Origin of the sequence: Acinetobacter defluvii (assembly GCF_001704615.3) — a bacterium.
GTDB classification, from domain to species: Bacteria; Pseudomonadota; Gammaproteobacteria; order Pseudomonadales; family Moraxellaceae; genus Acinetobacter; species Acinetobacter defluvii.
This window is the reverse complement of the sequence record NZ_CP029397.2, coordinates 2,793,784-2,813,964: the sequence shown is the minus strand read 5'-3', so window position 1 is coordinate 2,813,964 and position 20,181 is coordinate 2,793,784. Positions and strand designations below refer to the sequence as shown.

The 20,181-nt window shown below is 36.4% G+C and carries 17 protein-coding genes, 1 rRNA gene and 1 pseudogene; 10 read left to right on the top strand and 9 right to left on the bottom strand.

Annotation, left to right across the window (positions count from 1 at the left end; translation table 11 throughout):
• Positions 1-105 precede the first annotated feature (105 nt).
• Positions 106-220: ribosomal RNA gene (rrf, locus tag DJ533_RS15895) — 5S ribosomal RNA — on the top strand.
• A 208-nt stretch (positions 221-428) separates the two neighbouring features.
• Here rrf and DJ533_RS15890 read toward each other — a convergent pair.
• Positions 429-1,805, bottom strand: coding sequence for a dihydrolipoyl dehydrogenase (locus DJ533_RS15890; RefSeq protein WP_065995493.1), 1,377 nt, complete (start codon positions 1,803-1,805; stop codon positions 429-431).
• A gap of 144 nt (positions 1,806-1,949) precedes the next feature.
• Here DJ533_RS15890 and DJ533_RS15885 point away from each other — a divergent pair, with 144 nt between their 5' ends.
• The gene (locus DJ533_RS15885; RefSeq protein WP_065995494.1) at positions 1,950-5,966 is read left to right on the top strand and encodes a hypothetical protein; all 4,017 of its coding nucleotides are present in this window, start codon (positions 1,950-1,952) and stop codon (positions 5,964-5,966) included.
• Positions 5,967-6,349: 383 nt separating this feature from the next.
• On the opposite strand, the gene DJ533_RS15880 is transcribed toward DJ533_RS15885, so the two are convergent.
• Positions 6,350-6,685, bottom strand: coding sequence for a TIGR01244 family sulfur transferase (locus DJ533_RS15880; RefSeq protein WP_065995495.1), 336 nt, complete (start codon positions 6,683-6,685; stop codon positions 6,350-6,352).
• A 126-nt stretch (positions 6,686-6,811) separates the two neighbouring features.
• Between DJ533_RS15880 and DJ533_RS15875 the strand changes: the two genes are divergently transcribed.
• The 3 genes from DJ533_RS15875 (at position 6,812) to DJ533_RS15865 (ending at position 8,574) form a co-directional block, all read left to right on the top strand.
• On the top strand, positions 6,812-7,711 hold the full coding sequence (locus tag DJ533_RS15875) for an alpha/beta hydrolase (RefSeq protein WP_065995496.1): 900 nt from the start codon (positions 6,812-6,814) through the stop codon (positions 7,709-7,711).
• Positions 7,708-8,139, top strand: coding sequence for a thioredoxin TrxC (trxC, locus tag DJ533_RS15870; RefSeq protein WP_065995497.1), 432 nt, complete (start codon positions 7,708-7,710; stop codon positions 8,137-8,139). The genes DJ533_RS15875 and trxC overlap by 4 nt, the downstream gene beginning before the upstream one ends.
• Positions 8,140-8,214: 75 nt before the next feature.
• On the top strand, positions 8,215-8,574 hold the full coding sequence (locus DJ533_RS15865) for an acyl-CoA thioesterase (protein WP_216076920.1): 360 nt from the start codon (positions 8,215-8,217) through the stop codon (positions 8,572-8,574).
• Positions 8,575-8,683: 109 nt separating this feature from the next.
• On the opposite strand, the gene DJ533_RS15860 is transcribed toward DJ533_RS15865, so the two are convergent.
• Positions 8,684-9,169, bottom strand: a complete 486-nt coding sequence (locus tag DJ533_RS15860) for a nuclear transport factor 2 family protein (protein ID WP_065995499.1) — start codon at positions 9,167-9,169, stop codon at positions 8,684-8,686.
• 144 nt (positions 9,170-9,313) lie between these two features.
• The gene (locus DJ533_RS15855) at positions 9,314-9,820 is read right to left on the bottom strand and encodes a DUF4442 domain-containing protein (RefSeq protein ID WP_065995500.1); all 507 of its coding nucleotides are present in this window, start codon (positions 9,818-9,820) and stop codon (positions 9,314-9,316) included.
• Positions 9,821-10,139: 319 nt separating this feature from the next.
• Between DJ533_RS15855 and DJ533_RS15850 the strand changes: the two are divergent.
• Positions 10,140-10,785: pseudogene (locus DJ533_RS15850) on the top strand (hypothetical protein).
• A gap of 43 nt (positions 10,786-10,828) precedes the next feature.
• Here the strand turns inward: DJ533_RS15850 and DJ533_RS15845 are convergent.
• Together DJ533_RS15845 and DJ533_RS15840 are read right to left on the bottom strand one after the other, a co-directional pair.
• The gene (locus DJ533_RS15845) at positions 10,829-12,022 is read right to left on the bottom strand and encodes an MFS transporter (RefSeq protein WP_065995501.1); all 1,194 of its coding nucleotides are present in this window, start codon (positions 12,020-12,022) and stop codon (positions 10,829-10,831) included.
• A gap of 18 nt (positions 12,023-12,040) precedes the next feature.
• Positions 12,041-12,472 (bottom strand): RidA family protein, encoded by a 432-nt coding sequence (locus DJ533_RS15840; protein ID WP_065995502.1) that lies wholly within the window; start codon positions 12,470-12,472, stop codon positions 12,041-12,043.
• 74 nt (positions 12,473-12,546) lie between these two features.
• On the opposite strand from DJ533_RS15840, the gene soxR reads away from it, so the two are divergent.
• Positions 12,547-13,032, top strand: a complete 486-nt coding sequence (soxR, locus tag DJ533_RS15835) for a redox-sensitive transcriptional activator SoxR (RefSeq protein WP_065995503.1) — start codon at positions 12,547-12,549, stop codon at positions 13,030-13,032.
• Here the strand turns inward: soxR and DJ533_RS15830 are convergent.
• Together DJ533_RS15830 and DJ533_RS15825 are read right to left on the bottom strand one after the other, a co-directional pair.
• The gene (locus DJ533_RS15830; RefSeq protein WP_065995504.1) at positions 13,029-13,895 is read right to left on the bottom strand and encodes a S66 peptidase family protein; all 867 of its coding nucleotides are present in this window, start codon (positions 13,893-13,895) and stop codon (positions 13,029-13,031) included. The two genes, soxR and DJ533_RS15830, sit on opposite strands and share 4 nt — an antisense overlap.
• 12 nt (positions 13,896-13,907) lie before the next feature.
• The gene (locus DJ533_RS15825; RefSeq protein WP_065995505.1) at positions 13,908-14,834 is read right to left on the bottom strand and encodes a DMT family transporter; all 927 of its coding nucleotides are present in this window, start codon (positions 14,832-14,834) and stop codon (positions 13,908-13,910) included.
• Positions 14,835-15,723: 889 nt separating this feature from the next.
• Between DJ533_RS15825 and DJ533_RS15820 the strand changes: the two genes are divergently transcribed.
• Genes DJ533_RS15820 through DJ533_RS15810 form a run of 3 tightly spaced genes read left to right on the top strand, consistent with a single transcriptional unit; the run spans position 15,724 to position 18,641 of the window.
• Positions 15,724-16,851, top strand: coding sequence for a Re/Si-specific NAD(P)(+) transhydrogenase subunit alpha (locus DJ533_RS15820; protein ID WP_065995506.1), 1,128 nt, complete (start codon positions 15,724-15,726; stop codon positions 16,849-16,851).
• Between the two features lie 11 nt (positions 16,852-16,862).
• The gene (locus tag DJ533_RS15815; RefSeq protein ID WP_065995507.1) at positions 16,863-17,183 is read left to right on the top strand and encodes a proton-translocating transhydrogenase family protein; all 321 of its coding nucleotides are present in this window, start codon (positions 16,863-16,865) and stop codon (positions 17,181-17,183) included.
• A 3-nt stretch (positions 17,184-17,186) separates the two neighbouring features.
• On the top strand, positions 17,187-18,641 hold the full coding sequence (locus DJ533_RS15810; RefSeq protein WP_065995508.1) for an NAD(P)(+) transhydrogenase (Re/Si-specific) subunit beta: 1,455 nt from the start codon (positions 17,187-17,189) through the stop codon (positions 18,639-18,641).
• Between the two features lie 75 nt (positions 18,642-18,716).
• Here the strand turns inward: DJ533_RS15810 and DJ533_RS15805 are convergent, their stop codons facing one another.
• Positions 18,717-20,021 carry an IS4 family transposase gene (locus DJ533_RS15805; RefSeq protein ID WP_109849248.1) on the bottom strand — a complete coding sequence of 435 codons (1,305 nt, stop codon included), beginning with the start codon at positions 20,019-20,021 and terminating at the stop codon, positions 18,717-18,719.
• Between the last annotated feature and the right edge of the window lie 160 nt (positions 20,022-20,181).

Sequence of the window (20,181 nt, the reverse complement as noted above, 5' to 3'; positions counted from 1 at the left end):
ATCCAACTCAAATAAATTTCTGTTAATAACTCATTTGACCAAAGCTAGGCACATCGAAGCACAAAGCATCGTAATTAAGACCAAGTGATTAATCATAAACAGTTTGCTGGCGACAATAGCAAGAGTGAACCACCTGATCCCTTCCCGAACTCAGAAGTGAAACCTCTTTGCGCTGATGGTAGTGTGGGGTTACCCATGTGAGAGTAAGTCATCGCCAGCTTTTAAATCTAAAACACCCTCTGTCAGAAGACAGAGGGTGTTTTTTTATGGGGATAAAAGAATAAAGGAAATGCTAATTAAGCAGAAAAAATGTTAATTAAGAATAAAAGTGGAATTAGCTAGATCGAATAATTTATAGGATTTGTAAATATTAAAGAAAAGAGGAATAAAACTTTATTTATGATTTATTCTTCTTTATAAACTAAATGCTATTTTATTAATTGTCTTCTTGCATGCTTTAGAGCGGTTCTTAAGCCTTCTTCAAGTGTAGGATGATAATAAGGTTTATCTAAAATTTCATCTAATGTGACCTCTTCTGCAATCATCCATGCCAACAAATGAGCCATATGTTCCGCAGATTCAACAAAAAGTTCAGAACCAAGCAACTTTCTTGTTTTTTTGTCAATGTAGACTTCTACGGCACCTTTATTTTTACCTAAAACAATTGCACGACCTTGTTTTTCATATGAGACAAATCCTGTTACAAACTCAATATTTTTTTGCTTTAATGTTTTATAACTTTGCCCAACGGTTGCCATTTCTGGTGAGCTAAACATAATTCCTAAAGAAGTCAGTGTCTTAATATTCTTTATTTTTGAGTTATTTAAACAATTGTATACAGCCATTCTACCTTCGTGTGCTGCTTCATGTTGGATGGGAGTATTAGTAAAGGCATCGCCAACAATAAAAATTGGTAAATGATCAAGTTGTTTGGTCTCAGAATTAATCGGTAAACTTGTTATGTCCTGATATTGACTATTAATATTTTCAAGTGACAACGTATTTAATAAAGATTGTCTCCCTGTAGCCACTAAAAGATAATCTGCTTGTAACTGTTGATCTTCATTTTGATATAAATAGTTGATTTTTACACCATGATCTGTTTTTTGAATTTTTTGAGGGAGTGTTTCAAATAAAATTTTTAATTCTTGTGAAATAACATTTTGTGCAAGCTCTTGTAGCTGAGGACTAGAAAGTGAACCTACTTTTTTACTGCGTGCAAAAATAGTCGTTTCTACACCTAAACGCTGCATCGCTTGTGCTAATTCAATAGCAATTACGCCACTTCCAATAACTGCTAAGGATTTAGGAAGTTTTTCTAATTCAAAGATTTGATCTGAGGTAATTAGTCGCTCTCCTAATTCTTTTTTCCATGCTATGTCAAAGCTTGGTGTTGAACCTACTGCAATAATAAAGCTTTTGGCTTGAAATTGTTGCTGGTTAACTTGAATTGTGTTGGCATCAATAAATATGGCTTTACCATTTATTTTATGTGCTGGATTCCAACTATTTACATCTTTAAGTGTCGCCTGAGTAAAACGGTCACGCAGTTGACGAACATGGGTCATTATTTGGGAAGTATCAAACTTTGCTTCAATATTGAGTGCTACTTCATGCGAATTTTGGATGTCATGTAAGCGATTTGCACTTGAAATAAGGACTTTGCTTGGCATACAACCTACACGAGCGCATGTCGTATCCCAAGGACCGTCATTGATGATAAGAAGATTGTGTGTGTGTTTAATCGCTTCTTTATATGCAGCAATACCCGCGGTGCCAGCACCAATAATGATCAGATCTAACATTTTTAAATTCCTAACTAATAAAAAGATATTTAACCCACTCTTATCTATATATCATTATTTACAGAAAACATTAATTATGGTTACATAGCAAGGGTTTTAATTACAAATTTATTAAGAAAATAACCGTAGGGTTTGGGGGTACAAATGACAAATAATAAGGTCGGTTTAAAGCTTTCTACTATTGTAACTTCTGTTCTTTTAGCAAGTTGTGGTGGCGGTGGTAGTGATGGGTATTATGGAGGGGAAAGCTCAAATAATAATCAAAATGGAACAGGAACTGGTGGTAACCAGACAGCAATTAAAGAAGCTTCTGCTTTAGTATTAAGTTCCTTTGATAAAGATGGTAAATCGAAAACTAATATTAATCGTAATGGTGATACTTTAATTGTAAAATTACAAGCAGTAGATAAAGACGGTGGTGGAGTAAAAGATAAGAAGGTAAAGTTATCAATAACTGACTTTCAAAAATTTGGTATCACGAGTGATGCATCTGAAAAAATAACGGATGCTGATGGATATGCTATATTTACTGTTACCGTGCCTAAAATAACACAAGACATTCAAAAAATAACAATTACTGGTACAGTTGTGGGAACTTCCATCTCACAAGTAAGTTTAATTGGTGTTTCTGGAAGTACAGAGTCTATCGCTCAAAGTAAATTAGAGGCAGTTTTTGACCCAATTAATGCGATTAATGTTACAGGTGGTACCGCTGTTATTAAAGTAAGAGCAAAAGATGTAAATGGTGGTGGTGTTGCGAATCAAAAGATTGCATTAGCAATTCCAAAAGCTTTACAAAATGAGATTTCGATCACAGGAACTTCAGAGGTTATCACTGATGAAAATGGTTATTCGACATTCAATATAAAACTAGTGAATGGTAAAGAAATAAATCGTCAAGAATTATTAAAAAATGGAGTTCTACTAACTGCAACTTTGACAGATACAGAAGGAGCAGTTGCGAGTCAAAATACAACTTTACAGGTTCGATCAGCTGTTGGATTAGTCGATAAAGTGATATTTGATACGAATCTATCAAATAATAAAATTGCTGCATCGAATGGTAATGCAACAATTAAAATTAAAGTATTAAACCCGGAAGGTTTGCCTGTAAAAAAACAAAAGGTTAAGTTAGAAATTGTTGATACAGTTAAAAATATTGATGGTTTTATTTATACTGAAAATGCAGCAACGCGCGGTGCAAACATTATCAATCCAATGGTGGATACAGATGAGGAAGGGTTTGCAACTTTTACTGTGACTATTGCGGCTAATGAAAAAAATGTACAACAAATTTTAGCTGAGTGGGGAGTGAATTTAAAAGCAACAGTAACGGATTCAACCAATAAAACAGTGACGCAACAGCATAGACTGACTGCTGTCTCTAATATGAATGAATCAGTAACTCAATTGGCATTTTTATCACAACAGTTAGATATTACTGAAGGTAGTGGAAAGGTCGTAATTAAAGCAATTGATGAATATGGTGGTGCCGTTGCGGGACAAAATATTACACTTAAAATTAATGGAAGCGATCAGTTGGGAGTTATCTCTAACTCATCCTCATCATTAACAAGTGATGCAAAAGGTGAAGTTACTTTTGATTTGGCATTTACTAAATTGAATGATGAAGATACCTTTAAAGAGTTGATGGCAAAAGGACTTACTGTTGTTGCAACACATGTCAATACTAAGAATCAAACTATTAGCCAGACACATAACATTAAACTAACTTCTCAGAATAATAATACAAGTTCAACTGTAGAGCGCATTCAGATTACTTCAAATGTAGGTACTGTTGCTGCAACAGGTAATAATAAAGTTAAATTTACTATAACAGCATTCAATGGTGATGGTACTAAGGCAATAAATCAACGTATCGGTTTGGGTTTAAATGAAGTTGCGCTACAAAATGGTGTGACATTCACTCAAGGTCAGACAGTTACAACGAATGCCCAAGGTAATGCTACTTTCGAAGTAAATGTAAATGCACAAAATTTAGATGCAATTACAAATCTAGTGAGAAGCGGTATTACTTTAGCTGCAAATTACAAGCGTACTGATGGTACTAGTGTAACTCAGGTATATAGAGTAGCTGTGACTGAACCTGCAGTAGCAGAAACCTTGGTTGATCAGTTAATTATTAAGCCGAGTGCAACAAATATTAGTGGCTTAGGTGGTGAGGTTACTGTAGTTGTACAGGCTGTTGATATAAATGGAAAGGGTTTAGAAGGTAAAACACTAACACTAGGTTTACCAAATAGTGTTTCCTCAAGAGTACAAGTGGATAACTCTACCGCAATAACAAATGCACAAGGTTATGCATATTTTAAATTATCTGTCACCTCTGGAACCATTGATGAAGCACTGGTTAAAGCAGGTATTACATATGCGATAACTGCAATTAATACAAGTAATGGCTCAATAAAAACTCAAGCAAATAAACTCGCAGTAGTTGTGCCAGAACAAGCTTTAGATGTTAGTTTAAGTACAATACGCAATAGTGTGTCAGAAGATGGTGATAGTCTAGACATTAATATTAAGGTTTCAAGCGCTGATATTGCAGTTACAGGTTATCCAGTGGCAATGGAAGTTATTGATGGAAATTTAACGGGTGTTAAACTAAATGCAATTAGTTATACTGTAGATGCAAATGGAAATGCTAAAGCAACATTAACTGTCCCTGCAGGTTTAACTGAAGCACAACGCCAAAAGTTGATTACTGATGGTATTAATATTAAAGCAACGATTACTTTGCCGAATGGAGAAAAACGAGGTAAAGTTTTAAAATTACAAGTTAAACAAGTAATGAATCAAAACCATTTGGCAATTTCATTGAATAAAAATTCAATGGTAAATATTGGTGAAAATAGTTTAGTTACAGTGAAATTACTTGATCCTAATAATGGTGGCGTAGCAAATCAACCAATTCAATTAAAAGTTGCTGGTAATACAGCAGTTAGTATTAATGGTGCTTCAACACAAATGACAAATGAGTTTGGTGAAGCTGTATTTGAAGTAAAATTAACACAGACAACTGATTTATCTGCGATCACATTATTGGCGACCAATACAAATTCAGCTTCGAAAACTATTCAACAAATTGGAGTAATTGGTGTTCATCAAGCAACAAGTTTAGCGCCATTACTTGATCTAAAATTAAAAGCATCAAAAGATAAATTGAATGTTAGAGGTGATGCGGTTGAAATTTCTGTACTGGTTACCGATACAGATGGATCAAGTCAACCAGGCAAAGCGGTAACATTAGCAATTCCAAATTATGTAAATAATGGAGCTTATATTCGCGGTGCTTCAACTGTAGAAAGTGATGAAAATGGCTGGGCAAAATTTACTGTAGTTGTAGATGAGTCATTGAGAAAAGCCAATTATCCTACTGCTAGTTTTGTTGCTGAGGATTTAGCTGTATTGGCATCATTGAAAGATAAAAACTCAACGCAAGTTGCTCAAACATTGCTTGTTGATATTGTCAACTCAGAGGTTCCTGTACCAGTAGGTTCTATTTCAGTAAATGTAAATAGAACTGCTTTAAGCTCATCTTCAAATGGTATTTATTATAATCTTGAAGGTTCTGCGCAATTGGTAGATGTTGATGGTAAACCAATTGCTAACCAAGATGTTGTACTTAATACACGACCGACATCTTATACTATTGGTCAATATTTATTTGCTATTCAAAAAAATCCATGGAATAAAGAGGGTGAGTTGAATGGTGAGTATCCATTTGATGCTTTAAAAGCTTGGATTGAACCTTATAATCAGTATTTTGCACTGAAAGGGACAATTCCAGAAAAAACTATGACAACAAACCTTGCAACAACATGTAATATTAATGTGGCAAATACCTCCTGGGTTGCAAATGGTGCAGCCTTACGTGTAGTGAGATTAATAGGTAGTGATACAAGTCATCCATCTACAGCAACTTATAGAACTAATAATTATGGACGTTTTGATTTCCAAATTGAATATCCTAAGGCAAATGCATATTGGGTAGATGTAACAATTGGTGCGAAAACAAACTTAGCAAAAACACCTATTCATGGAAGCTTAGAATTCAAACTGCCTGCTTCAAGTGCTGATTATGCTACAGACGGAAGCTATGCACCAAATAGAGTAAGTCCATATACTACTTGTAAAAACTAATGAAATGATTATAAAAAACAGCGCTTCGGCGCTGTTTTTTATTTACAGGCTAAACTTAAATTGAAGTCCCCATACTTACCCCCACAGTTGGCTTAACATTCATAGAACTACATGCAGCTAGACTCAAACAACATAAAATAACTAATAACAACTTATTCATAACTTTAATTCCCACGTATGTTTAATTGCTAGATTCAATTTAAAATATTCCTATAAAGAATAAAGCAATAAAAGAAGAGAATCTGTTGTAGATATTTACTTGAGTTGTTTCATTAGAGCGAGATAGTGAAAATTAAAAATATGTTGATCTATAACCCTAAATCCATTTAGAAATACAACATATAGCTGTATGCTATAGATCAAACATCATATTCAGTAATCTATCAGTCGTCTAACAAATCCATTTGTTTGGCAAGTTGATAAAGATTATTTGAACGATTTCCTGTACGACAGAACATTAATATAGGTTTTGGAAGCTCATTAAAATGGTTGGCAAATGCACGTACATCGACTTCAGTAATCTGTCCTGAAACAACAGGTTGATAGACATAATCTAAACCTGCTGTACGGGCAGCTTCTTCAATTTGTACGCTGGTAGGTTGTTCAGCACCACCTTCCAGATCAGGACGGTTATTAATAACAGATTTAAAGCCTTTCTCCACCACTTGAGAAATGTGTTCAGGACCAATTTGACCAGCAAATCCTACATTTTCACTCATTTTGTCACTCCAAAATATTTAAAATAGAACTATGCTAGTATCATAGCATTAAGCTTTACATTACTATTTAGTGAAAAAGCAGATTTATAAGATAAAACTAACAAAATATAACGGAATGGAGTGCCTATGTACGCTTATACAGTCGAACCACTGTATGTTCCAAGCGGTCAAGAGGTGATTGCTGCTGATTTTTATCGACCTAAAAATATTAAAAAACCCGCAGTGATTGTGATGGCGCATGGATTTGCTGCCTTAAGACAATTTCGCTTGATTGATTATGCTAAACGTTTTGCCCAAGCAGGTTATGCTGTGGTGTTATTTGATTATCGTTATTGGGGAGGAAGTACAGGATATCCACGAGAACAAATCTCATTAACAGATCAGTTGGATGATTGGAAGACAGTTATTTATTATATCAGTAGTAAAAAATGTATTAATTCACGCAAAATTGTATTGTGGGGAACATCATTAAGTGGAGGTTATGTTTTAACACTCGCTTCAGAGGTCAAAAATATTCAAGCAGTCATGGTGCAAATTCCTTATGTGGATGGTGCAGCAACTGCAAAGCTTTACCCAATTCATTATTTGCCCAAAGCTTTGAAGCTGTCTAGCCAAGACTATATGAGTGCAAAAATCGGTATGCAGCCGAAAACTTTGCCTGTAGTGCATCCTTTTAGTTTGTGTTTTATTCCAACCCAAGATAGTTATAACGGCTATATGTCGATTGTAAATCCTGATTACTATTGGAGTGGGGAAGTTCCAGCTCGTGTGTTTTTTAATCTCATTCGTTATCGTCCTATTCAAACAGTTCGAACGATTAACATTCCTGTATTGTTTATTGCAGCGAAAAAAGATGCCGTTGTTCCGATTGAGTCTAGTCGTGAAACAGCCACCAATATTGCGCCCTTTGTGCAGTATTATGAATGGAATATGTCACACTATGATATTTATCATGGGCAATGGTTGGAAAAAGCAATTTTGACCCAATTAGAGTTTTTACATCAACATATTGGAGTGAGTTCATGATTATTGTATGTCCATCATGTGGCGCTAAAAATAGGATTCCTGAAGACAAATTGGATGCACAGCCAACTTGTGGAAAATGTCATGAAAATCTAATTCCATTCGCACCCATTGAGTTAAATGAACAAAATTTTAGTAATTTTATCTCTCATAGTGATTTACCGATTTTAATTGATCTGTGGGCGGACTGGTGCGGTCCTTGTAAAATGATGGCACCACATTTTGCAGAAGTTGCACAACATAATCCGCATGTCGTATTTGGTAAAATTGATACCGAAGCGAATCCTCGTTTAAGTAGTGCATTTAATGTGCGTAGTATTCCAACATTAGTTTTAATGAATAAAACCACAGAAATTGCTAGAATAAGCGGTGCTTTACGTTCGAGCCAATTACAAGATTGGTTAGATGAGCAATTAAAATCTTTTCAGTAAATTGACCAATTTGGAGTTCATGTGTCAGATTCTCATGTAAAACCTGAAGGTACGCTTTCCCTTCAAACCATCGCAATGCCTGCAGATACCAACTGGAGTGGTGATGTCTTTGGTGGATGGATTGTTTCACAAATGGATTTGGCAGGTGCAATTCATGCAGAACGTTTTAGTAAGGGGCGCTGTGCAACGATTTCAATTAATCAGATGACCTTCTTAGTGCCTGTGAAAGTGGGTGATGTGATCAGTTGTTATACTAAAATTTTAAAAGTGGGAAATACCTCGATTCAAATGCAAATCGAAGTGTGGGACAGTCATGACAGCTCACGTTCTCCAAAACGGGTTACTGAAGGCGTATTTACTTTTGTTGCTGTAGATGTAGCGGGCAATAAACGTAAAATTCCGGAAGATGTAAAAGAGAAATTTCTAGCATCATAAAATACTTAAATTTGCCTAAATATTGAAATAAAAATCCCAACACTGTTTGGGATTTTTTATAGATGACTTTAACAATAACATCTTAAAACATTGTATTGCGGTTGGCACTTTATTCAGGAATAGCCTGTTGTACATCCCAATGTTCTACGATTTTGCCATTTTGCACTCTAAAAATATCGACAATCGCTTCACCACGATCTTGTGCATTTTGACTTGAATGTACGTGTAATACGACCAAATCATCTTCAGCAATCGCACGCTTGATGACATTTTTCGCCTGCGGATTCTCTTTAAAATAGCCTGTAAAATAATTCACAAAAGGTGCTTTCCCATCAGGCACATGTGGATTATGTTGAATATATTGATTACCAATATAACGATCTGAATATTTTTGTACTTGATGTTTTAAAAATACGCCTTCATAAAAATCTGTAACGATTTTTTTATTTTGTGCTGCAAGGTTTTGAGCTGTTGTGACATTGGGTGGCATTGTATTTTGTGAGTTTTGTATTGGATTTTGACTACAAGCCGTCACGAATAATGGCATTAAAATGACACTAGAAATGAATACCTTTTTTAAAAGTGATTTTAACATGATGTTCTCAAGATGATTATTTTAGAAATATCATCTTGAGGGTTTAGTCTGATGATTTACAGTATGTTCTCGTCACTGAATTTCAGGAGTTTAGTAAATTTTTAACTTACCTAAAAGTAAGTTTTATTTACATTTTTTCATTTTTCATTTATTGGCTTTAAGCTGTGATTTTGCCACCCAAGCCCATAACATTTCACATTGAATTGGTTCTTGACCAGATTCATCTGTAACCGTCACAGCGACAATGGTTTCACCTTTTTCTGTTTCTTGCATCTGTTTACGTTGTTCTTCAGTCAACGTTGCAATCGCAGTTAATCCACCTTTGGATGGGCGTTTAAATTGAATATTCATGTGTTTAATGAGTACGATGCATGAATCAGGAATGTTCATGCCAGTGACAAAACCTGTTGCAGTTTCTGCAACTAATGCCATCGCACAAGCATGTGCTTGTCCGATATGGTTTTGCATATTTTTGTTATTTGCAAGCTTAACTTCAACACGTGATGGAGTGATGTCGATGTAACGTAGTTTTGCCGTTCCGACCATTGGAACAACTCGACCAAACGCTTTACTTAATACTGTACTACGAATGCCCGCAGGTAATTTAGACGTTGCTTTAACGATTTTTGCTAAACGGTTGGTCTGAGTCATATTAAATTCCTGAGCGAAAGAGCTTAGTCTTTGAAGTTGTTGAATTATAAAATTAATTTAATTTTTTGATCATGTTGGTCTAATTTTTTAATTTCAAAGTTGTACTCATTTTAAAACGGATACAAACAAGTAAAGAATAAGCCCAACATGGGGAGCATATTAACAAATCAATTGGAATTAGGAAATGAAATCTGATTTTTTAAAAAAGTATATTGCTCATATTTTACATTAAAATCTAAAATTAAGTATTTAGCCTTGAGCCAAGCTCTAAATTTAAGTAAGGTTATTCTTATAAATAAAATGAATAGGAAAATAAATGATGATGGTTTTAGAAGAAACTTACAAAAGTAAGAAAGCACAAAAACTCAGATCCATTTAATTTAAGAATCCATCGGGGCTTAAGCTGGTTAAAACAGGCAGTATTATTAGATGAAGCCTTAGATTTAAAATTTATTAGTTTATGGATCGCATTTAATGCCATATATGCTAAAGATGGGGAGGAGATTAAAGACAGACAACAGTTTAGACAATTTTTATCGGATGTTTGTCAGGCAGACAGCGAGCATAAAATTTATCATTTAATTTGGACTAAATACAGTCATGCAATCCGTATTTTGCTCGACAATCCTTATACATTTCAACCTTTTTGGGATTATCAAAATCAAAAAATCAGCCAACAAGTTTGGAGAGAGAGTTTTGAGAAAGATAAAAATAAAGTTCATCGTGCCCTACAGCAAAAAGACAGCATCGAAGTCCTTTATGTAATTTTTAATCGATTATATACGCTGCGTAATCAAATTATGCATGGCGGTTCTACTTATAATAGTTCATTAAACCGTGCACAGCTGCAAGATGCATGTAATATTCTGACCGCATTATTGCCTGCATTTATCCATATTTTATTGGAGAACGAAAAAATTCTAAACTTAGGTAAACCTTTTTATCCAGTCGTGCAAATGTCTTAAAGTTATTCATATATTTAAAGTCCCTAAATTAGGGACTTTTTATTTATTGGGTAGTTTGAGTTTTATTTAAAAATAGACGATCTAATACTGCGAAAAAAGCTGATCCAATAACCAAACTTAAACCGACTATACAACTCATTGTCCAGCCACCATGATGCCATGCGTAGATGCCTAAAGCAGAGCCACAAGCACCTCCTGTAAAATACGTCGTCATATAAATAGAGTTAATGCGTGATTTTGCATCAGGGCGTAAACGGAAAATAATATTTTGGTTGCTACTATGTACGATGGCTAAACCTAAACTGATAATGCCATAACCGAGAATGTAGCTGATTAGAGATGTTCCACCAAAATATAAAAAGCCCCAGCTGAGTGCTAAAATGGCAATTCCAATCCAAGTTAAACTATTGGTATAACCTTGATCAGCAATTTTACCGATTTTCGTGGTACTTAAAGCACCAAACACGCCGATTAAAGTTGCAACACCGACCATCACATCAGGTAATTCAAAAGGTTTTGACGTCAATAACACTGCAATGGTGGAAAATAAAATACTCATGGCTGCAAAAGCAAAACCACCAATCAATGAACGAAAAACCAAACGTTTTTCTTCAACAATTAATTGTACCATCGACTGAAAAATACGGTGATAACTCATTTTAAATGTGGTGACTGTGGGTAAGCGAGTACTCAACAAAAAAGCGAGAATGAACATGAAAATGGCACTCACCGCATAGATCACTTTCCAATGAAAAAGGTCTGATAATAATCCCGCTAAACTAGTTGAGAGTAATAGACCCACCAGTAAGCCACTCATTAAAAAGCCAACAACTTCACCTGTTTTTTCAGGTTTAACTGCCATGGTTGCAAGGGGAATCAGAACTTGAGCTGCAACAGAAAATAATCCTGCGATAATTGTGCCTATCCAAAGCATAGGTAGATTTACTGCAAAAGCACAGAGCAATAAACCTAAGGCGGCAAAAGACATCAGCAAAGGAATAAATTTGGTTTTATTAACAATGTCACCGATAGGTACGATAAATAATAAACCTAAAGCATACGACACCTGTGCAAATGTAACGGTGAGTGCAACTTGTGACTCAGGAACATGAAAATATTGCTGTATGGAGTGCACCAAGGGCTGACAATAATAATTTGCTCCCGCACATAAACCACAGGCAATCGCCATTAGCCACAATAATGCTTTATTTTGGCTAATATCGAGTTCAGCTTGCATAAATGCTCCGCATCAGGGTTATAAACAATAAGCTGTTGCTTCAATTTCTATTTGCATTGCAGGAAGCGCAAGACAAGGCACAGGAATCAAAGTACATGCAGGAAAAGGGTGATTTTTCCATAATGTTTGCATTTCTTGAATTAAAAATTGGTGTTTTTTTGTGGAGTGATCGACCACGAAAATGCGTAAAACAGCGATATCCAATAATGAAGCATCCAGATGTGCCAAAGCCAATTGGAGGTTCAGAAATGCTTGATGCGTTTGTGCTGAAAAATCACAGGATAATTGACCTTGTTGGTTTTCTCCACCTTGTCCAGAAATGTGAAGCACACGTAAAAAATGCTTTACTTCGGCAATGTGACTATACGCAAATGCACGTGGATTATAAAGTGTGTTTGGGTTAATAAGCTGAAAGGCTTGGATACGTGAAAGAGAAGTTTCTGAGTTCATAGAATGACGTTCTATATAGCAAGATATAATTTTGCTAGTATCAAAGCTAAAGTTAACTTGAGGTCAAGTGGTTGGTGAAAAATAATCAAACGTATACGTGGCTGACGATTGGCGAACTGGCAGAGCGTAGTGGTGTAAGCATTCCGACGGTACGTTTTTATGAAGAAAAACAATTGATTTGGAGTACTCGTACACAAGGTAATCAACGCCGATATCAACGGGCGATGTTGAGAAGAATTGCAATTATCAAAGTTGCCCAGCAGGTTGGAATCAGTTTGCAACAAGTCAAAGATGCATTTTCAGTCTTACCCAAACAGCAAATTGCCAGTAAAAAAGATTGGGCAAAAATGTCTAAAACATGGCAAGCACAACTTGATCAGCAGATAATTGCTTTATTGCAATTGCGCAATCAACTCGATAAGTGTATTGGTTGCGGATGCTTATCCTTGCAAGAATGCCCACTACGTAATCCTGATGATCAGTTTGCAGAGCATTCATCAGGAGCACATTTTCAAACTGTTCTGCTGTCATTGTTGGAAAATGGTCAAAATGAAAATTAGATCGTTAATAATCCGTCTTGAATACTGCCTGTTTTACCGAGCCAAAAAGGGCGATTATGCTCACCATGCCCAAACCAGTCACATTGATATAAAGGAATATTCAGGGCTTCAAGATGTTCATTTAAAATTTGTGTCAAACTATGTGGCACATTTTTTTGTGGACAATGATAAAAATCACCTAAAACCACCGCTGTTAATAAACCAGTATCAATACTTTGTAATAACTGTATAAAAGAGCGTTCAATACGATAGTACGGTTCACCGACATCTTCAATCAATAAGATCGAAGGTTGTTTTAATTGAAGATGATATGGCGTGCCTTGTAATGTACATAGAACTGTTAAATTGCCCCCTAAAATATGGGCATCTGTAATGCTAAAACACTGTGCAAAACTATTTAATGCCGTTAAAGCATAAGTATGCGCTGATTGAGTGTTGAGTAAGGCGATACTTTCTAAGGCATCAGTAGAAAGTGGTGCATTTTCTAGATTTTTACAGGCGATTTCCTGAAATACCGGGGCATGCAGCGCAAAGCCGCCTTGCATGGCAATATAATTCAACAAAACTGTACTGTCTGAATAGCCAATGATTGGTTTGCTTAAAATCCATTCTTGTAAATAAGGCAGAAGCATTGCTGCGCCTGTGCCACCTCGTGCACACCAAATTGCATCAATTTTGGGATCTTCACAAGCCTTTTTTAAATCTTGTAGACGTTGCTCTGTAGTTCCTGCCAAATAACGATATTGTTCAAACACATGCTCAGCAAGACTAACTTCATGTCCTAAACGTTGTAACTTTTCTTGTGCGAGTTCAACTTTTTCAATATCTACACACGCACTTGGCGCAACAATGTGAAAATGCATAATTTACCCAGATTATTGTGCGAGTTTCTTTTTCGACAGGGTGATCATCATGACACCAATGATATTCAAGATGCAACCTAACCATTGAATTGTATTCATATGCTCGCCTAATAAAGCAACAGCCAAAATGATCGTTAGGATCGGGCCCATTGAGCCAATCATGGCAGATTGTGCTGCACCTAAACGAGAAATACTCTGTGCAATTAAAATGGTGGGTAAGACTGTGACGAGTAGACCGAGAGCGATACCATACCAAATAATTTCACTTGGCAAGCGTATAAGTAAAGTCAAAGGTTGTGGCGTGGTGAGCATAAAATGTAGCAATGTTCCAATGCATGCAATGCTCAGCGCTAAACCCGTATAGTTCCAAGAACCAAAGCGCACAATCAAACGGGGTGTTAATAAAAGATAAGCAGCAAAGCAGACCGCACTTGCAAACACCAAACTTACCCCTAACCAAAAATTACTTTCGTGTGCGACGCTACTTTGTTCTTGAAGCATGACCATAAGCGTTCCACCATAGCTCAGTACAATGGCAACACTACTTTTTAAGCTCAGTCTTTGTTTATAAATGGCACAAGATGCCAATACAGTTAAAGTTGGGTATAAAAATAAAATAATACGTTCTAAGGATGCACTGATATACATCAAGCCAGAAAAATCTAACCAACTTGAAAAATAATAGCCCAGCAGACCTGCAAAAATAAGCAAAGTCCAATCTTTCCATGCGATATTTTGATTACGTTTGAGGTTTAACAAACAAATTAATAAGAAAAAAGGTAAGGCACTCGCCATACGTAATGCCATTAATACCGTACCATCAACCAAGGGCGATAAGGCATACGCTTGTTTAATAAAAATTGCTTTAGTGCTAAAAAGAAAAGCGGCAACCAGTGCAAACAATGAACCCAATTGCATCTGCGATAACGAAAGTTTCATGGCTTTTATTCACCACTCAATTGAGTGTATGTCGGATGTTTAAGTTGAAGTATAAAACTTATGAACTGAGAGATGAAATGCAAAAAAAGAATCAATCTCATCAAAATATGGAATGAAAAATAAATGAATGATCACTTATTTCATCAACAGAGCATTTGAAAGTGAATTAAATCAAATAATCATGATGAGAAACAGTTGCCTGAATAATAAATGCACTATAATTGTGCAATTTATGGCAAAGTGTTTCGAGATTGCTATTTTGTCATCATTTGGCAAAATGGCTAATGAAAAAAGTTAAAAATTTTTTTATTTAAAAATGGACTGAAATAGGGCATTTTAATTTATTTCGCACAAGTACTTTTATTTATTAATGAAATTAAAAAAAGTAATAGAAAAAACTTGGCATAATTGACAGTTTTTGCCTGAAATTAAGTCAATAAAATATCTTGAATAACACTATAAAATTGTCAGAAAAGCTAATTCTAGAAAAAAATAGGATAAATGGCTTGTTTTCTAAATAAATATCTAAAAGCAATAAAGAGTGCTTTTTAAGCTATAAATGTAGTTACAGCCAATTTTAATTTGTATTTGAGTTTTTAAAGCATGATTTAAGCAGATAAAAAGAAAGAAAAATCATTAAATATTTTCCCTTTAGGTCAAAAAACACCCTTAAATATCCCAACTATTATCAATCTAAATAAATATCAGGTATGTCTTTAATTTATAAAAGTGAATGTTGAGTTCAAAATAACCTCATTTATTAAATAAATATTGGGTAGTATTTTAAAAAAGTTCAATTAGAATCCAAAAATTAGAAGAAAACGCATCCTAGGGGGAAGCATCGTTCATACGATGTTTACTTGAAGAAAAATTAGCTTGAGGAACGCTCATGCAGATCGGAATCCCAACCGAAACTGTCGTCGGAGAAAGTCGTGTAGCTGCTACACCTGAGACAGTAAAGAAGTTGATCAGCGCTGGTCATAACGTAGTCATTGAACGTGGAGCAGGTGTAAGAGCCGCTTATATCGACAGTGCTTACGAACAGGTCGGTGCCAAAATTACGGATGATGCCTACACAGGTAGTCAATTAATTTTGAAAGTTCGCGCACCTAAGGGTGAGGAGATTCAAAAGCTTGCGCCAAACACAACGATTGTTGCTATGTTTGACCCATATCGTAACCCTGAACTTGACCAATTTGCATCACAACAGGTGTCTGCATTTGCATTGGAGCTTTTGCCACGTACATTATCACGTGCGCAAAACATGGACGTATTGTCATCTCAAGCGAACCTTGCAGGTTATAAGTCTGTGCTTTTAGCTGCTGCAGAATATCAGCGTATGTTCCCAATGCTCATGACTGCTGCGGGTACAGTAAAACCAGCACGTGTCGTGATCATGGGGGTTGGTGTTGCAGGTTTACAAGCGATTGCGACAGCAAAACGTCTAGGTGCTGTGGTTGAAGCAACAGATTTACGTCCTACTGCACGTGACCAAGTTGAGTCATTAGGTGGTAAATGGTTAGACGTTCCAATGTCTGACGAAGAAAAGCAAAAAGCTGCTGATGCTGCTAAAAATGGTTATGGTTGGATGCCGGGTGAGCAGTACATTAAAGACCAAGCAGTTATTGTCGATAAAGCTGTATCTAATGCAGATATCGTGATTACTACAGCGCTATTACCGGGTCGTGATGCACCTCGTTTAATCAAAGCTGAAACAGTTGCGAAAATGAAACCAGGTTCAATCATTTTGGACATGGCAGTAGAAACAGGCGGTAACGTTGAAGGTTCTAAGTGCGGTGAAAATGTCGTAACTGAAAATGGCGTGACCATTTTAGGGATTCCAAATATTCCAGCGACTGTATCTACAGAAGCATCTGCACTATATGCACGTAACGTGTTTAATTTCGTAGAAACTTTATTTGATCAAGATAAAAACTTTAAATTGAATCAAGAAGACGAAATTCAAAAAGCACTTCTAGTAACTCACGGCGGTCAAGTACTGCTCAAGCGTGGTTAAGGAGAGTCATCATGGTTGAAACTATTACTATTTTCGTCTTAGCCATTTTTGTTGGTTACTACGTGGTTTGGGGGGTAACGCCTGCATTACATACACCACTGATGGCAGTAACGAATGCATTGTCTTCGATCATTATCGTGGGTGCGATGATTCAGACTGTCGGTATTCCGGGTATTGTTGATGCAAGTGTGCAATTCCAATCAATTAACGTTGTGAGTGTGCTTGGTGCAGTTGCAGTGTTCTTGGCAAGTATTAACATTTTTGGTGGTTTCGCTGTAACTGCGCGTATGCTCGAAATGTTCAAGCCTAAGCAAAAGAAAAAAGAGGGCTAATTTATGGAATTTATTCGAGAATATGCGGATTGGTTCTACCTTATTGGTGCTGTCCTTTTCATCTTAACTTTACGTGGTCTTTCAGGTCCTAAAACTGCAATTGCAGGTAACCGTTACGGTATGATCGCCATGGCGATTGCTGTGATCACAACTTTCTTTGTTGCAGAACATCCTGTGATTTGGATGATTGGTGGGGCAATGGTGCTCGGCGCGGTTGTCGGTATTGCACGTGCTCGTACAGTTCCAATGACACAAATGCCTGAAACTGTGGCATTGATGCACTCATTGGTGGGTTTGGCTGCAGTATTGATTGCGATTGCTGCAATTCTACATAACAACCAATTAACTGCATTGTTTGCTGAAAATGAAGCTGCTTTAACTGCAGCAGGCGTACAACATGCACACATGAGCAATGTTCATTTATTTGAATTGTTTGTCGGCTGTTTCGTGGGTGCGATCACGTTCACGGCATCAGTCTTTGCTTATGGTAAATTGGCTGCGAAGAAATGGGCAAAAACCATTTCAGGTGGTTGGGTTAAGCCAGTTCAAGCGATCATTTTTCTTGCAATGCTAGCGTGTGGGATTTACTTCTTCACGACTGGTAATATGAATGCATTCTGGGCAATGACTGTCCTTGCGCTTGCGTTTGGTTGGGTTTGGATTGCACCAGTGGGTGGCGGTGATATGCCAGTTGTGGTTTCACTCCTTAACTCATTCTCGGGTTGGGCTGCAGCAGGTATTGGTTTCACACTTGAAAACAACATGTTGATCGTTGCAGGTTCGCTTGTAGGTTCATCTGGTGCGATTCTGTCTTACATCATGTGTAAAGCGATGAACCGTTCTATCATCAACGTATTGTTTGGTGGTGCAATGGGTGGTGCAGCAGTTGCTTCTGCTGACAAAGGCGAACAAGTTCAACGTAACTACCGTTCAGGTTCTGCGGATGATGCTGGTTTCTTGATGTCAAATGCGGACAGTGTTGTGATCGTACCAGGTTATGGTATGGCGCAAGGTCGTGCGCAAAATGCTGTAAAAGAATTGTGTGAAATCTTAAAAGAACAAGGTGTAACAGTTCGTTTTGCGATTCACCCAGTTGCTGGTCGTATGCCTGGTCACATGAACGTACTTTTAGCTGAAGCTGATGTTGCTTATGAAGACATCCTAGAAATGGATGAGATTAACTCAGATTTTCCTGCAACAGACGTGGTACTTGTGATTGGTGCGAACGACGTAGTGAACCCTGCTGCAAAAGATGATCCAAGCTCGCCAATCTATGGGATGCCGATCCTTGAAGCACACAAAGCACGTACCATTATGGTGATCAAACGCTCTATGGCAACAGGTTATGCTGGTTTAGACAATGATTTGTTCTACAATGAAAAAACCATGATGATCTTCGGTGATGCGAAGAAAGTGGTGGAAGATATGACCAAAGCTATTAATGGTGGCGGACACTAATTCAATATTGTAAAAGCTTCTTTAAAAAGACTTAGCGAAAAATAAAAAAACCACCTTCGGGTTAATGCCAGTCAGTTAAGAAATTGACTGGCATTTTCTTGGATATTTTTGTGCTTTAATTTTCACGACTCGTGAACATTCTCTCTGCCTTTTTTCAGGTAATACAAATATTTTTGATTGTTCAAATAATTGTGCTAAATGTTTAGGTAAGTTTCCTGCTGACTCTAAAGGCGTATGTCTTAAGATATTGATAATACCTATGGATGCAATATGGAAACTGATCCTTAAAGGACTGACATTTGCATGTTGGGCGATAAATTTCATCTGTCGTCTCAAAATATTATAAGCTATAAATACACCCCACAATTCTTGATACACCAAATCAGGTTGCTTACTTCTTAAAACCTTTGAATCCTGTAAATCACTTTTAATTTCTCGATAACACATTTCTATTTCCCAACGCTGCATATAAAGCATCGCAAGGTCTTTGAATGGATACGCTTTAGAATCTGTCAATGATGTAATGTAACGCCTCGTTTTTCCTGCATATTCAACTTCAAGCAAACGGGCTTCCCAATAATCACCTAATGCTGGATTGATCTTTTTTGCTCTTGGTGAAACAGGCATTTTTATCTGAAAGTCATGGGCGGCATTATTGTGAATAACTTCATAACGAAGGTTATCTTTTGCACGCATCAACCAATGACTTTCTTCTGCCTGAGATTGCCAACTCACTAAAAAATCAGCAGAGAAGTAAGCACGATCAAATAAGGTAATACTATGAGCAGGTGCTTTTAATTGACTAGCTAAGGTTAATTCACCTTGATCCATACTGCCAATTTGGGCATCGATCATTTCATGTGTATTGGTATTCACAAGACAAGTTGCTCTAACTTGTGGATAAGGAACAACTGCTGTTTTCCCTTTAGAAGAGCCAAAGTGCTTAAAGTTTTCTTCGGTATGAGGCATAGACCAAACCACGCCGTCTACAGCACAAACGCACAGACCATGAAAGTTATTATATTGTTGTTGTGAGTCTTTAAGCCATGCCTGACTTAATGTTGAAAATAAAGCACTCATAGGTTCTAAACCTAAGCGCTGTCTTGCCTGTACCGATGCACTAGGTACACAGTATTCTGTTGTACCGAAAACAAGTTGTAATTGCTGAACTACATACCAAATTGGTTGGTTTCGAAATAGAGCAAGTCCAATGACTAACCAAACAACATGTTCAGCAGGAAGTTTTCTTTTTCGAATGGATGCTTTACCTGTTTGATTTAAGCAATCTTCAATCCAGTTTAAATCAATTAACTCACTAAATTGAGAAAGTGAAGGCAAGGTTTGTTGTAATGTTATATCTAAATTCTGAGATAATTTCATAAAAAAAAGAGCGTATTTACATACACTCTTTTTACAGCATTTTAACTTTTTTTGCTTAACTGACTGGCATTAACCTTCGGGTGGTTTTTTATTATTTTAAAATTTTAGAACTTATTAGCAGTATATAAAATTACGCAAAATAAATACTGCCCAATTCTAT

Bases quoted from the DNA above. Each gene is read 5' to 3' on its own strand.
- DJ533_RS15890 (WP_065995493.1), bottom strand. From the start codon at position 1,805: ATGTTAGATCTGATCATTATTGGTGCTGGCACCGCGGGTATTGCTGCA.
- DJ533_RS15885 (WP_065995494.1), top strand. From the start codon at position 1,950: ATGACAAATAATAAGGTCGGTTTAAAGCTTTCTACTATTGTAACTTCT.
- DJ533_RS15880 (WP_065995495.1), bottom strand. From the start codon at position 6,685: ATGAGTGAAAATGTAGGATTTGCTGGTCAAATTGGTCCTGAACACATT.
- DJ533_RS15875 (WP_065995496.1), top strand. From the start codon at position 6,812: ATGTACGCTTATACAGTCGAACCACTGTATGTTCCAAGCGGTCAAGAG.
- trxC (WP_065995497.1), top strand. From the start codon at position 7,708: ATGATTATTGTATGTCCATCATGTGGCGCTAAAAATAGGATTCCTGAA.
- DJ533_RS15865 (WP_216076920.1), top strand. From the start codon at position 8,215: ATGCCTGCAGATACCAACTGGAGTGGTGATGTCTTTGGTGGATGGATT.
- DJ533_RS15860 (WP_065995499.1), bottom strand. From the start codon at position 9,169: ATGTTAAAATCACTTTTAAAAAAGGTATTCATTTCTAGTGTCATTTTA.
- DJ533_RS15855 (WP_065995500.1), bottom strand. From the start codon at position 9,820: ATGACTCAGACCAACCGTTTAGCAAAAATCGTTAAAGCAACGTCTAAA.
- DJ533_RS15845 (WP_065995501.1), bottom strand. From the start codon at position 12,022: ATGCAAGCTGAACTCGATATTAGCCAAAATAAAGCATTATTGTGGCTA.
- DJ533_RS15840 (WP_065995502.1), bottom strand. From the start codon at position 12,472: ATGAACTCAGAAACTTCTCTTTCACGTATCCAAGCCTTTCAGCTTATT.
- DJ533_RS15830 (WP_065995504.1), bottom strand. From the start codon at position 13,895: ATGCATTTTCACATTGTTGCGCCAAGTGCGTGTGTAGATATTGAAAAA.
- DJ533_RS15825 (WP_065995505.1), bottom strand. From the start codon at position 14,834: ATGAAACTTTCGTTATCGCAGATGCAATTGGGTTCATTGTTTGCACTG.
- DJ533_RS15820 (WP_065995506.1), top strand. From the start codon at position 15,724: ATGCAGATCGGAATCCCAACCGAAACTGTCGTCGGAGAAAGTCGTGTA.
- DJ533_RS15815 (WP_065995507.1), top strand. From the start codon at position 16,863: ATGGTTGAAACTATTACTATTTTCGTCTTAGCCATTTTTGTTGGTTAC.
- DJ533_RS15810 (WP_065995508.1), top strand. From the start codon at position 17,187: ATGGAATTTATTCGAGAATATGCGGATTGGTTCTACCTTATTGGTGCT.
- DJ533_RS15805 (WP_109849248.1), bottom strand. From the start codon at position 20,021: ATGAAATTATCTCAGAATTTAGATATAACATTACAACAAACCTTGCCT.